Source organism: Micromonospora sediminimaris (assembly GCF_016863575.1).
GTDB classification, from domain to species: domain Bacteria; phylum Actinomycetota; class Actinomycetes; order Mycobacteriales; family Micromonosporaceae; genus Micromonospora; species Micromonospora sediminimaris.
Map to the genome: position 1 here is coordinate 1 of NZ_BOPD01000022.1, position 13047 is coordinate 13047.

14 protein-coding genes are annotated in these 13047 nt (G+C 69.0%); 8 read left to right on the top strand and 6 right to left on the bottom strand.

The genetic code is table 11. The features are described from left to right. Nucleotides 1–1282, top strand: a 1282-nt coding sequence (locus Vse01_RS18140; RefSeq protein WP_204019254.1) for a glycoside hydrolase, incomplete at its 5' end; no start/stop codon positions are given. 87 nt (nt 1283–1369) lie between these two features. Here Vse01_RS18140 and Vse01_RS18145 read toward each other — a convergent pair. From Vse01_RS18145 to Vse01_RS18155, 3 genes are all read right to left on the bottom strand, one after another. After that, on the bottom strand, nt 1370–1864 hold the full coding sequence (locus Vse01_RS18145; protein WP_093408627.1) for a YcxB family protein: 495 nt from the start codon (nt 1862–1864) through the stop codon (nt 1370–1372). Between the two features lie 37 nt (nt 1865–1901). Further along, nucleotides 1902–4220: an ABC transporter permease gene (locus tag Vse01_RS18150; RefSeq protein ID WP_170863559.1), complete on the bottom strand. Its 2319-nt coding sequence runs from the start codon at nt 4218–4220 to the stop codon at nt 1902–1904. A gap of 62 nt (nt 4221–4282) precedes the next feature. After that, nucleotides 4283–4966 (bottom strand): ABC transporter ATP-binding protein, encoded by a 684-nt coding sequence (locus tag Vse01_RS18155; protein WP_198413231.1) that lies wholly within the window; start codon nt 4964–4966, stop codon nt 4283–4285. Nucleotides 4967–5171: 205 nt separating this feature from the next. On the opposite strand from Vse01_RS18155, the gene Vse01_RS18160 reads away from it, so the two are divergent. The 7 genes from Vse01_RS18160 to Vse01_RS18190 all read left to right on the top strand — a co-directional run bounded on the left by Vse01_RS18160 (nt 5172) and on the right by Vse01_RS18190 (nt 11194). Next, a complete protein-coding gene (locus Vse01_RS18160) occupies nt 5172–6152 on the top strand; it encodes a threonine ammonia-lyase (protein WP_093408632.1) in 981 nt (326 codons plus the stop codon). Nucleotides 6153–6267: 115 nt separating this feature from the next. Continuing rightward, entirely contained in the window at nt 6268–6714 is a 447-nt protein-coding gene (locus tag Vse01_RS18165; protein WP_093408634.1) for a DUF305 domain-containing protein, read from the top strand. 205 nt (nt 6715–6919) lie between these two features. Continuing rightward, on the top strand, nt 6920–7696 hold the full coding sequence (gene qcrC, locus Vse01_RS18170) for a cytochrome bc1 complex diheme cytochrome c subunit (protein WP_093408637.1): 777 nt from the start codon (nt 6920–6922) through the stop codon (nt 7694–7696). After that, nucleotides 7693–8781, top strand: coding sequence for a cytochrome bc1 complex Rieske iron-sulfur subunit (gene qcrA / locus Vse01_RS18175; protein WP_093408639.1), 1089 nt, complete (start codon nt 7693–7695; stop codon nt 8779–8781). The genes qcrC and qcrA overlap by 4 nt, the downstream gene beginning before the upstream one ends. Before the next feature lie 203 nt (nt 8782–8984). After that, on the top strand, nt 8985–9674 hold the full coding sequence (locus tag Vse01_RS18180; RefSeq protein ID WP_093408642.1) for a hypothetical protein: 690 nt from the start codon (nt 8985–8987) through the stop codon (nt 9672–9674). A gap of 176 nt (nt 9675–9850) precedes the next feature. Then, complete coding sequence (locus Vse01_RS18185; RefSeq protein WP_170863560.1) at nt 9851–10729, top strand: mechanosensitive ion channel domain-containing protein; 879 nt, start codon at nt 9851–9853, stop codon at nt 10727–10729. A 93-nt stretch (nt 10730–10822) separates the two neighbouring features. Then, nucleotides 10823–11194, top strand: coding sequence for a DUF1330 domain-containing protein (locus tag Vse01_RS18190; protein WP_093408647.1), 372 nt, complete (start codon nt 10823–10825; stop codon nt 11192–11194). A gap of 6 nt (nt 11195–11200) precedes the next feature. Here Vse01_RS18190 and Vse01_RS18195 read toward each other — a convergent pair whose 3' ends face one another. From Vse01_RS18195 to Vse01_RS18205, 3 genes are all read right to left on the bottom strand, one after another. Next, on the bottom strand, nt 11201–11980 hold the full coding sequence (locus Vse01_RS18195) for a formate/nitrite transporter family protein (RefSeq protein WP_093408650.1): 780 nt from the start codon (nt 11978–11980) through the stop codon (nt 11201–11203). 120 nt (nt 11981–12100) lie between these two features. Further along, complete coding sequence (locus Vse01_RS18200) at nt 12101–12325, bottom strand: hypothetical protein (protein ID WP_093408652.1); 225 nt, start codon at nt 12323–12325, stop codon at nt 12101–12103. Next, nucleotides 12298–12933, bottom strand: a complete 636-nt coding sequence (locus Vse01_RS18205; protein WP_170863561.1) for a low temperature requirement protein A — start codon at nt 12931–12933, stop codon at nt 12298–12300. Before Vse01_RS18205 ends, Vse01_RS18200 begins: the two co-directional genes overlap by 28 nt. Nucleotides 12934–13047 lie beyond the last annotated feature (114 nt).

The window sequence follows — 13047 nt, forward strand, 5'->3', positions numbered from 1 at the left end:
GCCACCCACCACCACCCCACCGCCGTCGCCGACCACGCCGCCGCCGACCGGGCCGGCGGACATCACGGTAAACACCGCCACCCGCCACCAGACGATCGACGGATTCGGGGCCGCCACCTCGATCTGGGGCAACGGCACCTGGTCGACGGCCGAGACCCAGACGCTTGTCGGGTTGGGCCCCAACCAGCTGGGCCTGTCGATCGTCCGTACCGGCATCTCGCCGGAGTCCGGCGAGTGGCCGGTCCACGTGAACGCCTTGCGGACAGCCAAGTCGTACGGATCCGATGTGAAGATCCTCGCCTCGCCGTGGACCGCACCGGCGGCATGGAAGACGAACAACAGCCGGACCAACGGCGGCAAGCTGAGAACCGACTACTACGACGACTACGCGAACCATCTGAACAGCTACGTCCAGTCGATGCGCAACCAGGGCATCACGATCGACGTCACCTCGGTGCAGAACGAGCCGGACTGGCACCCCGACTACGACTCGATGGACTGGAGCGGCACCGAGCTGCGCAACTTCGTACGCGACCACGGGACGCGGGTGCAGAACACCAGGCTGATGGTCGCTGAGGCGGTGAACCTGAACTACACCTACACCGATCCGACCCTCAACGACGCGACCGCCCGCAACAACATCGGCTACATCGGTGGCCACCTGTACGGCACCGAAGCGTCCGGTCGGCTGCGCTCCTACCCCCTGGCCGACCAGCACAACAAGCCGGTGTGGATGACCGAGTGGAACCTGCACGAGGCCGACGGCAACGGTTCCAACATCTGGGGCAACCCCAGTAACCAGACGGTCTGGAACGAGACCCTCGACGACATCATGCGTACGGTGCACAGGTCGATGGAAGCCAACTGGTCCGCCTACGTGTGGTGGTACGGCAAGCGCTACTACTCCTTCATCGGCGACGGCGAGTCCGCGTTCGGCACCACCGCCGGTGCCCCGCTCAAGCGCGGGTACGCCTTCTCGCAGTACGCCAAGTACGTCCGTCCCGGCTACCAGCGGGTCGCCCTCACGAAGAGCAGCAAGGCCGCGCCGCTGGAGGTCACCGCCTACACCGGTGGTGGAAAGACCACGCTGGTGATCCTGAACCGCTCGACCAGCGCGGTCAACAATGCGGTGATCCAGGTGCCGCAGAACGTCTCCCGGGCCGAGCACTACCTGACCTCGCAGAACGCCAACGCGGCCAGTCAGCCGGTGACCGTCAACGGCGGGCAGGTCTCCGTCAACGTCGGCGCCCGCAGCATCTCCACGGTCGTGCTCACCCCCTGACAGTGCTGAACCTGCCCGGGGCGTGCGGAGATGGCGCGCGCCCCGGGCGGCCACCCGGCCCGGTCGCCCGCGACCCCACAGATCAGGTCACGTCCGAAGCAGCCCACGTCCGGCCATGTAGGCGCGCAGTGTCTCCGCGTCCTCGGCGGACATCAGGCGGCGCGGGATCACCGTCGCCGGCATCCGCCCCACGTACACGATCCAGAACTCAGGGGTGGCCCGCACCTGGGTCACCCCGTCCCAGGCGATGCCGCCGGACTCCGACCCACTGCGCATCATGATGTTGTCATCGGTGATGTCGTAACCGCCCTCGACGGCATAGCCGCTGGAGCGACGGCGGGCCCGCCACCGCAGCCACGGCCAGTACAGCATCGCCAGCAGACCACCCAAACCCAGCGTCATCCACACCGACAGCGTCTGCGCGCCCCACCCGAACCCCCGCGAGACGACAAAACCAATCACACCGACCGCCACCAGCACCGCGCCGATCAGGCGGTACCTCCGCGCCTGAGCACCGCTGAGCGCAGCGGCCACCCGGCCCGGATAGGCGGGATCGGCGGGTACGTCGAAACGGATCTGCACGCCAGCACGATAGTGCCTTCGCCGGTCCGGCACCGGTTCACTGGTAGGTGAGCGTCTCCCGCACGGTGAGCCGAGCCGCTCGGTGCGCCGCGACCAGCGACGCGGCGGCCGCTGCAACGATGGAGAGCAACAGCCAGCCGACGAGTCCGCCCGGTGAGAGTCGCAGCGGCAACGGCAGCCCGAAGGAGATCCGGCCGAGCAGTTCGCCCACCAGGATGGACAGCGGCACTCCAAGGGAGATGGCCACGAGCGAGCCGAGCAGACCGGTGACAGTGCCTTCGAGGACGACCATGCGGCGGATGACTGTGGGACGGGCACCGATGGCCTGCATGATGCCGTACTCGCGGGTGCGTTGGGTGACGGTGATGCTCATCGTGGCGGCCAGCCCGAGGATGCCGACGGCCGCCATCAGCGCGGCGAGTGCGAGCAGGGTGCCGATGAAGATGGCCACGTGCTCGTCGATCGCCGTGCGCAGGTCCTCGGTGAGCATCGACTCGCCGACCGTCAGCCCCGCGCTGGTGAGCGCCCCTTCCACCGCGCCGGTGACCGCCGCGGTGTCTCCGGCGGTGACGATGTGCAGCATGTTGGCGGTCCCCGGGTCCACGAACCGGGTGACGCTCTGCGGGCTCGTGTACGCCGTGGCGGGTCCGCCGGCCTCCGCGACAGTGCCGACGAGCCGCCACCGCCCGACCACTCCGTCGACGGCCAGGTGCACCTCGTCGCCGACGCGCGGATCGCCGAGCCGAGACACGGCGCTCTGGTTCAGCACGACGCCGTCGGTGTCTGCTGCCTGTAGCCAGCGACCGGCGGTGACCTCGAAGTCCACCATGCGGGTGGGCACCGGCAGCGCGGCGAGCAGGAACCGGCCGTGTCCGTCGTCGGGGTAGGTGCGCTCCACCTCGATCTGCCCGTCCGCGCTGGCCGGAGTCGCCGGTAGTGACACGAACGGTTCGACCGCGATCACGCCGTCGACGACGCTCGCGGCCCTGGTGATGGTGTCGACCGACGCCGGTGCGGCGAGCCGCAGTTGCGCGTCGTACGCACGGCGGGCCATGCCGTCGTCGACCCAGCTCCGCCAGGCGGCAGAACTGTTGAGCCCGCTGGTGAACATCGCCCCGCCCGCGGCCAGCAGTGCCAGGGTCAGCGCCAGCCGGCCTCGGCGGCGCAGCAGATTACGCAGGGCGAGGGCGCTGAGCCGGCCACCGCGCAGCCGGGTCAGCCACCGGTCGCCGCGCCGAGTTCCCACTCTCGTCCCGGCGCCATGCTCGTCGAGTGCGGACCGTACGGTGATCCGGGCCGCCCGGACGAGCGGTACGAGCGCGACCGCCAGCGGCACCACGAGTCCGACGGCAAAGAACGCCGCCGGTGCCCACCACGGCGTCGCCCGGTTGGTGATCTCGACGTTGAGCATCTCGGCCACCAGCCCGGTCAGCCCGTAACCGGCCAGCAGTGCCGGGACGACGGCCAGCACGGTGGCGGTCGCGGCGATCGCGGCAACCGCCCCCAGGTAGACCCGCAGCAGTTGGCCGGTGGTGGCGCCGACGGTCTTCATGATGCCGATCTGACGGGTCTGTGCCGCCAGCATCGCGCCGAGTGTCGCCGCCACCAGGACTCCGGCGAGAACCAGGGCCGCGATGGCGAAGGCCAGGAACATGCCGGTGATCGTCTCGGACTGGCTGTGGTGCGGATGCTGGTACGGAGGTACCTGGATCAGATGCACCTCGCGGCCCTGGTTGGTCAGCCATGCCGCGACGCCGGTCGCGGTCGCCGCCACAGTTGCCTCGTCCCGTTCGGCAGTGACGATACGCAGCTCGTCGGCCGAAGCGGTGAAACCGAGACGAGCCAGCCCAGCCGGGGTGAGGTAGCCGTAGCCGACGCTCTCCTGCCCGGCCGGGGCCAACGCGGCGTCGTACACGGTGCCGGCGATCCGCACCTCCGTCGTCGCGCCGGAGGGTCCGGCAACCGCCAGGCGGTCGCCGACTGCCGCGTCCAGGACCGGCCCCGCGGTACGTTCCATGAGCAGTTCACCGTCGGCTGGCGGCCAGGCACCGGACTCCATGCGCAGCTTCGCCACCCGCATCGGATCGTCCGGCGCGATGACGAACAGCAGCATGCGACGCCACTGGTCACCGACCCGGACCCGGGTCAGGACGGTCTGACGCGCCACGGCGTCCGTGACACCGGGTCGGGCGCGAACCTGGGCGAGCAGGGCGGCATCGACGCCGCCTTCGACCTCCAGAGTCGCGCTCGCCGGGTTGGTGCCGGCATAGACCGCCTCGGCCTCACGGACGATCACCGTACGGGCGATGAGCAGCGCACCCACACCGGACATCGCCACCGTGATCGCCAGAATCATGACCGCTACCCGGCCCCGAGCAGCGGACAGGTCCCGCCACATCTTGACCGTGCGTGGCCGCATCACGCTGAGACCGCCACGTCCTCCGCCACCCGTCCGTCGACGAGCGTGACCAGACGGTCGGCGTACCCGGAAAGGTCGCGCTCGTGGGTGACCATGACGACGGCCTTGCCGGCGCGAGCCAGATCCCGGAACAGTCCGAGCACGGCTTCGGCGGTGGAGCTGTCGAGATTGCCTGTCGGTTCGTCGGCCAGGATGACCGGCGGATCGTTGGCCAGAGCCCGGGCGATCGCGGCCCGCTGCTGCTGCCCGCCGGACAACCCGGCCGGCACCTTGTCGGCGTGGTCGGCGATGCCGACGCGGCTCAACAGCTCCAGCGCGAGCGGCCGGCGGCGGCGCGCCGGTACCGTGCCGCAGAAGTCCATCGGCAGCATCACGTTCTCCGCGACGGTAAGCGTCGGCAGCAACTGGAAGAACTGGAACACCAACCCGACCGCGCGCCCCCGCCAGGCTGCCAACCGGGCCTCGGGTACCTCGTGCAGGGCGATTCCGGCCACCCTGATCTGCCCGGCGGTCGGCCGGTCGATTCCGGCGAGCAGATTCAACAGTGTCGTCTTGCCGCTGCCCGATCGACCTACCACCGCGACGAACTCGCCGGCTTCCACCGAGATGTCCACCCCGGTCAGCGCGGGAAACTCACCACCCGGCATGGGATACGTCTTCGCCAGGTCGTGCACACGGATCACTGGTCCGTCCGCCTGCCGATCCCTGGTCGAGTCGTCCGTTCCGTGACGCGTCAAGGTCAACGCCCACCCTCCACACAGGTAAAGGCCAGCGTCCGCCACTCTGCCGGACCCGTCGGCCCGATACCGCTGCCTGACAGAACCGTGAAAGAAATCCGGCACCCGAGTGCCCCCACGCGGCGGCCGGCCGCCGCTACGCTGATCGGTCGTGCCGAAGACCCGCCTGGACACCGCCCGGATCCGGGCGGCCCGCCGGACCATCGACCCGGTCTTCCTCGACACTCCGCTGTACCGATGCGAGCCGTTGGAGTCCGCACTCGGGTGTGCCGTGAGCATCAAGCTCGAAACAGCGAACCCGGTCCGCAGCTTCAAGGCCCGCGGCACCGAACTGGTCGCGAGTCAGCTCGCAGACGACGGACAACACGCGGTGGTGTGCGCCAGCGCGGGCAACCTCGGCCAGGCCCTCGCCTGGTCCGGTCGCGGTCGAGGACTCGACGTCACCGTCGTGGCCACCCGCCGGGCGACCGTCGCCAAGCTCGATCGCATCCGGGCCCTGGGCGCCAGGCTGGAGTTGGTCGACGGCGACCACGAGCTGGCCCGCGACCGGGCGGCAGCCATCGCCCAGCAGCGCGGCATCCGGCTCCTCGAAGACAGCCTGGACATCGAGACCTGCGACGGTGCGGGAACCATCGGTCTGGAACTGGTGGACACCGCGCCGTCCTTCGACGCTGTGCTGATCGCGCTCGGCGGTGGCGCGCTGGCCACGGGAGTGGGGCACGTCCTGAAGGAACAGGCCCCCCATGTCGAGGTTCTCTGCGTCCAGCCGCTGGGCGCACCGGCGATGACCCGCTCCTGGCACCAGCGGGCGGTCGTGACCACCGAATCGATAAACACGATCGCCGACGGCGTCGCCGGCCGGCGACCCATCCCGGCCGTCCTGGACGACCTGCTCCTGGTCGCCGACGACGCCATCCTCGTCCAGGAAACCTCGATCATCGCCGGTATGCGGATGCTTCTCGACCAGGCCGGCCTGGTCGCCGAACCGTCAGCCGCGCTCGGCGTCGCCGCGATCCTCGAAGATCCTGACCGGTTCGCCGGCCGGCACGTCGCCATCATCGTCTGCGGCAGCAACGTCGACGTCGCCGCCTATCACCGCTGGATCCGCTCGGCCCACGTCCGCCGGGCGTGACCGTCGACCGTCCGGTCCAGCTTGCTCGGCGGCCGGACCAGCCCGCCCGTAAGCGCGTATGGTTGCTTACCACCAGATAGTGGGTGAAACTGCCCGACCGGCTGGCGGAGGGAAAATGAAGCAGAACTACGTTCGGTTCGGGCTGGTCCTAGTGATCAGCCTGGCGGTCATGTTCGTCCTGACGCTGTCCCAGATTCGCGGCTGGTCGGATTTCTACCTGAACCTCAGCAACTTCTACATGTCGCTGATCATGGTGGCCGCCATGGGGCTCATCATGATGGGCGTCATGCACCAGATGTTCGCCGTCAGACGTCTCAACATCGCTCTCTACATCGCGCTGGGCGTGCTTTTCGTGGGCGGATTCGCGGCCGTGCGTACGGAGCCGTTCGTAGGCAACGAAGCCTTCCTCAAATCCATGATCCCCCATCATTCCCGGGCCATCCTCGTGTGCCAGGAGTCCCAGGTCACCGACCCCGAGATCGTACGACTGTGCGACCAGATCGTCCGGTCGCAACAGGAGGAGATCAACCAGATGAAGGAGATCCTCAACGACCGGTACTGAAACGCCTGGGATGACGGAATGACCGAAACGGGCGCACACCCGCTGCTGACTTCTTAGTCTGCGTTGGGGCCGGTCCTGCCCACACGATGATCGGCAGGTCCGTCGCTGCCCCGGCTCACCCTCGGACACGGGAGACGGCGTGGCGACTGATCGTCGGGGCCGATCCGGCCGGCAAAGGCCGAGCAGCCGGATCGTCGTACGTTCGATGAGCAGGGCCCGTCGGCGTCTCGGAGCCACAGCCCGGCTGTTGACCGCGTTGGTGCTGGCCGGCGGGGTGTACGCGACTTTCGCGCCCGCCGCGCGAGCGCAGGAGGAGCCTCGGTTCAGCGGCGCCGCCGCGCAGGGTGAGGCGTTGTTCAACGTCGGTTGCATCACCTGCCACGGGCGCAGCGCCGGTGGTGTCGAGGGGCGCGGGCCCAGCCTGGTGGGGGTGGGCGCGGCGTCGGTCGAGTTTCAGGTCGGTACCGGGCGGATGCCACTGGCGCGGCAGGAGGCGCAGGCGTTGCGCAAGCCACCGCAGTACAGCGACGAGGAGGTCCGTCAGCTGGCGGCCTACATCCAGGAGATCGGCGGAGGCCCGGTGGTGCCAGACAACGTCGAGCAACAGTTGGACGACGCCGATCTGGCCCGGGGCGGAGAATTGTTCCGGATCAACTGCTCGCAGTGTCACGCCTTCGGCGGCGGCGGGGGCGCCCTGTCCTCCGGCAAGTTCGCGCCGAGTCTGTACCCGGCGTCGGATCGGACGATCTACGCGGCGATGCTCAGCGGTCCACAGAACATGCCGGTGTTCGGCGACAGTCAGCTGACCCCTGAGCAGAAGGCCGACATCATCGCCTACATCCAGCAGGTCGTGCAGGACGATCGCGACCCGGGCGGTTTCAACCTCGGTCGCTACGGCCCGTCCACCGAAGGATTGGCGATTTTCCTTGTCGGCATCATCGCCCTGGTGTTCGCCAGCCTGTGGATCGCGGGTAAGTCGTGAACACCGGCACCGAACGACACGACCGCGAGCCGACGGACGTCAACGACTCCGGCTTGGCTCGCTTCGAGGTGGTTCGCGAGGGGGCGCGCCGCGATGACATCGAGATCGTCCACTACGAACCGCAGGTAGCCGCCGGTTCCAAGGCCGAACGGCGACTGGTCCGCACCGTGACCGCTCTCTTCCTGGTCACCGGGCTGTCCGCCACGGCCTTCCTCATCGTCTACATCTGGTGGCCCTGGCGGTATCGACTGGTGGGTGACATCGAGGAGTACTACACCCCGCTGCTCGGTCTGACCCTCGGCGTCGCGCTGCTCGCGCTGGGTTTCGGCATCCTGGTCTGGGGCAAGCGACTGCTGCCGAAAGAGGTGTCGATCCAGGACCGGCACGACGAGCCGGTACCCGCCGCCGATCGGCGCATCACCGGCCAGACCATGTTGTACATGGCCGACGAGCTGGGCGTGAAACGGCGCCCCCTGCTCGGGGTGTCCCTGCTCGCGGGCCTGATCCCGGTCGGGGCGGTCGTCGCCGCTCCCCTGGTCGGCGGCCTCATCAGGGACCCGCACCACAACCGGGAGCTGTTCCGCACCGGGTTCGCCCCCGGCGACGACAACGGCGCCGTCACCAGGATCCGGCTCGTTCGGGAAGATCTGCGGCCCGTCCGGCCGCTGGATCTGCTACCCGGCGGCCAGGTCACCGTGTTCCCAGGCATCCCACACGGCGTCAGCAACCAGTACGCCGACTCGGTCACGCTGCTCATCCGGTTGCGCGCCGAGGACGCTCTCGCCGCACGGGAAAACAACAGTCGGACCGGCAAGCAGGACTGGATGTGGGGCGACTTCATCGCCTACTCCAAGATCTGCACCCATGCTGGCTGCCCCGCCAGCCTCTACGAGCAACAGACCAACCGGTTGCTCTGCCCATGCCATCAGTCCCAGTTTCTGATCACCGACAACGCGCGACCCGTCTTCGGGCCGGCCAGCCGGCCGCTGCCGCAGCTGCCCATCGAGGTCGACGACGAGGGCTTCTTTGTCGCCAGTTCCGACTATCGCCAACCCATCGGTCCGGACTTCTGGGAACGCCCCTGACGCCTGTCCCGTCCCGGCCGGCCACGCCGGATGCCGGCGGGTGGTGCCCCCATTGGCCGGCTGATCGCGGCGAGGCTGGCGGAAGCCGATCCACCTGGATCCGCGCACCGGCCCGATCGGGCGGCATTAGGCTGGGTTTGTCGCCGCGGTCGCGAACGGAACGCGGAGCACCGAGACGGAGTGCGGAACCGCGAGGAGGCACCGTGACGCGACCGACCAGAACGCTCCGGTGGGCGTCGCTGCCCGGCACCGCACTGGTCGTGTTGCTGCTCGGCGGATGCGGCGCGGGGCAGATCGCGGAGACGGCCGAGAAGGAGCCCTCCATCCAGGGTGTCAACCTCATGGCCGACAACGGCGAGTACGCGGTTCGCGGTCTGCTCATCGAGTTTCCGGGCGCTGATGGCTACCGCGCCGGCGAAAACGCGTTGCTCAGCGCCGTCATCTACAACGACTCGAAGGGGCCGGTCACGGTGACCGTCACCTCGCAGGACGCCCGCGAGGTTGTCATCGTCGATGCTGACCGACCCATCCCTCCCCGGTCGGACGCAGCCGCTCCGCGCCCCACCACCGCCAACCCGAACGGATCCCTCTCCCCCGACGGGCTGCCCCAGAGCGGCACGCCGCAACCAGCGACCGGGCCCGCTCGGATCGAACTCCCGCCGCTGAGCTTCGTGCGGTTCAACGAACAAGCCGGCCGGTACTTTCAGCTCCTCGATCTGGACGAATCTCTCCGCTCCGGGCAGAACGCCTCTGTCACCTTCGACTTCGGCAATGGGCAACGCGTCACCGGCCCGGCACCGGTCGCCGCTGCCCTGACCCCCGTGCCACCGCCACCACCAGTCGTCGAGCCCGAGGAGGCCGAGATCCACGACGGAGCTGACCACAGCGACTGACGCCGCACCCCACCGGCACGGATGGTGTGTCGCGCATTCCGCGAATCCCCCGTCGGCGGCTGCCTAAGGTGAAGACGCGACGGACACACATCGGTCGGCCGCCGAGAACGATGGGCAGCACCATGGCGCGCTTCCTGGAAATACTGTGGGACACGAGCAGCGTGAACGGTCGACTCGTGACCAGCGTCGTCCTGGCCCTGCTCGCTGTCGTCGTCGCAGCCCTGGCTGGTCGGCTGGCCACAGTCAAGGTGAAGGACACCACCAACCGCTACTACCTCCGCAAGGCGGTGCACTACCTGACCGTCGTAGCGCTGTTGTTCACGCTGGCGCTGCTGTGGCGGCCGTTCGCCGGCCGGGTCGGTGTGGTCTTCGGTCTACTCGCCGCCGGCCTCGCGTTGGCGCTGCAGGAGGTCCTGGGCGCATTCGCCGGTTGGGTCAGCATCCTCACCGGCCGGCAGTTCCGCGTCGGCGACCGCATCCAGATGTGCGGCGTACGCGGCGACGTCCTGGACATCACCCCACTACGTACCCGGATCCTGGAGAGCGGCTCCTCTTCAGACCCGGAGTCCTGGATCCGCGGCCGCCAGTACACCGGGCGCGTGGTGTCCCTGTCGAACCGTTTCGTGTTCACCGCGCCGGTATTCAACAGCAGCACCGTGCTGGACCATCTGTGGGAGGAACTGACCCTGCCGGTCCCCTACGAGGCGGACTGGCACCTGGCGGAGCGCATCCTGTGCGAAGAGGCGCAGAACATCTCCTCCACCGCCGAGGCGCAGCGCGCCATCGAGCAGATGCGCCACCGCTACCCGGTCGCCGACGCCGAGGTGGATCCTCGGGTCTTCATCCGTGCCACCCCCAACTGGATCGAACTGTCCGCCCGGTTCGTGGTGCCGGTACGCGCAGCCCGACAGGTCAAGGACCAGGTCACCCGGAGAGTGCTTGATCGCTTCACCGAAAACGGCCTCCGGGTCGCCTCCGTCACCCAGGACATCACCGTCCATGCTCCGCCACCAGGAACTGCCCGGCCCACCGCACCAGTACCCGGGCGGCCCTGACACCCGCGTACCCCGGCCAGGCCAGCGGGCGGTTCTCCCGCCACCGGGGTCTGTGGTCTGATGTCGCCACCCGCAACTGAAGGAGACGCGAACATGGCCGTCGACCCGACCGGTCGGGATCTGAAGGAGTTCCTCGCCACCGACCCCGAGGCACCTGTGGTGATGCTCAACCTGCTGCGCTTCGCCGACGGTGGACGGGAGTCGTACGAACGGTACGCCGCCGCGCTGCGCGAGACCTTCCTGCCCCGCCACGGCGGCGAGGTGCTCTACGCCGGTGACGGTGGACCGGCACTGGTCGCCGAGGAGGGCCAGGCATGGGACGCGGTGCTGCTGGTGCGGTACCCGAGCCGGACGGCTTTCAGCCGGATGGTCGCCGATCCCGAATATCAGCAGGTCACAAGGTGGCGAACCGCCGCCCTGCAACAGGCGGTCCTGCAACCCACCACGCCCTGGGGCCGCAGCTGACCGTCCTCAGCCGCTGCCCTTGACCTGGACCGCATGGGTCAGCGTCATCAGGAGCAGGCCGCCCAGGAGGTTCCCGGCACCGGAGAGGACGATGTTGAGCCCAAGATCCGGGTAGGAGACGGGAGCGCCCAGCCAGATACCGAACAAGAGGTGCAGCCCGGAGACCACGACATGATCGAACGGGCCAAGGGCGAGGAAGAACCCCACCACGTAGGCCAGGAGCATCCGACTGCCCACCGATTCGACGGCATGCAGCAGGTAGGACAGCAGGGTCAACAGGGTTCCGGCGGCGATGCCCCGGGTGAAGGTCGCCAGCCCGTCCTTGGCGGCGATCTCCTCGGCGACGAGGGCCAGGGTGTGGTGGGCTCGGCCCGGCAGCGTGCCGGGGACTGTGAACACGGCGGCCATCAGAGCACCGCCGGCGAAGTTCAGGACGAGCACAAGCAGCCACAACCGGGCCAGCGGCCACAGCGCGCCGAGCCGCCGACGGGCCACCGCGGCGGCGACCGGGTCGAAGAAGTTCTCGGTGAACAACTCGGTGCGCCCGACCACCACGAAGACCAGGCCGATACCGAAGGCCAGCGCGCCGACCAGTTGCCCCACGCCGGAAGCGAAGTCGGGTGCGGCCAGTTCCCGAGCCACGCCCAGCGCCACGATGCCGAACACGATTGTGACCCCGGCGATGAACCCGGTGGATGCCTGCTCCAGAGCGCTACTGGACAGGCGCCGCTCGCCCTCGGAGCGGGCGCTGCCGTAGATGTCCTCCGGTGAAGGTGCTCGTGCCATCGCGACCGGGTACCCGCGAGGTCGCGCCCGAATCACCCATCCAACGCCTCGCGCCCGGCCAACGGGAGATGGCAGTGCTCGTCGCCGACGTGGGCACACCGGTGGTTCACCGCCGCCAGGTCAAAGATGCTGGCGGCGCCACTCGCTGGCCGCCACTTCGACCGCCCGTTCCTCCGCGTGGACCGAGGCCTTGATCCGCGCCCGCGCGTCGGCGGCGCTGAAGCGCTGGATCACCACGAGGGCACCGCAGACCGACACCAGCACGGCCAGCGCGACGAGAGGGGTCAGCGCGGCCGCCGGCACCGCCAGCAGACCGCTCAGTGCCCGGCCGAGGCGACGGCCCACCGGGTGTACGGCAGGAACAGGCCGACCGAGTACTCGACCAACAGGGCGGCGGCCCACAACCCGAGACGCACGTCGAGGACGGCTACCGCCGGCACCCACCGGCTTACGGAGGCCGCCAACCCGACGAGCACTGCCGCCAACGCCGCTGGCAGGCTGATCAGCATGAGTTGTCGACGGCTGCGGCCGGCGGCGCTGAGCGCGTACAGGAACGCGGCCAGGGTCAGGGCCCGCAAGACCAGGTAGGCGACGGCGAAGACCACCGGGCCGGTCAGGTCGTCGGGTTGGTTGAGAAACGCCTGCGGGATGGCGATGGCCAGTACGAACGCGGCGGCCATCACGCCGAGCCCGAACATGGGCAGCAGTCCGTAGTCGGCTCGGACCAGGTTGCCCAGCGTGGCGAACGTCGTCCAGCACCACCAGAGCAGAGCCAGCACGACCACGCCGGACAGCACCGCCTGCGTGGTCACCTCGGCCGACACCAGCCCAGCGACGTTGAGGAACGCGAAAACGAAGATCAGGTCGAAGAACAGCTCCAGCCGGGTGACCCGAGAGCCGGGCATGACCGGCCGGAGCCAACGGGACCGGCGCAACGGCGGTGGAGCGCTCACCCGGCCAGTCTGGGCGAAAGAGCGACGACGAGATCTGATTTCCACCGATTGACCAAGTGCGACGTACGCTGTCGTCCCCTCCGCCAGGTCGAGGCTGTTCCGGCCGGTGGAGAC

Bases quoted from the DNA above. Each gene is read 5' to 3' on its own strand.
- Vse01_RS18150 (WP_170863559.1), bottom strand. From the start codon at position 4,220: ATGATTCTGGCGATCACGGTGGCGATGTCCGGTGTGGGTGCGCTGCTC.
- Vse01_RS18165 (WP_093408634.1), top strand. From the start codon at position 6,268: ATGAAGCAGAACTACGTTCGGTTCGGGCTGGTCCTAGTGATCAGCCTG.
- qcrC (WP_093408637.1), top strand. From the start codon at position 6,920: ATGAGCAGGGCCCGTCGGCGTCTCGGAGCCACAGCCCGGCTGTTGACC.
- Vse01_RS18190 (WP_093408647.1), top strand. From the start codon at position 10,823: ATGGCCGTCGACCCGACCGGTCGGGATCTGAAGGAGTTCCTCGCCACC.
- Vse01_RS18195 (WP_093408650.1), bottom strand. From the start codon at position 11,980: ATGGCACGAGCACCTTCACCGGAGGACATCTACGGCAGCGCCCGCTCC.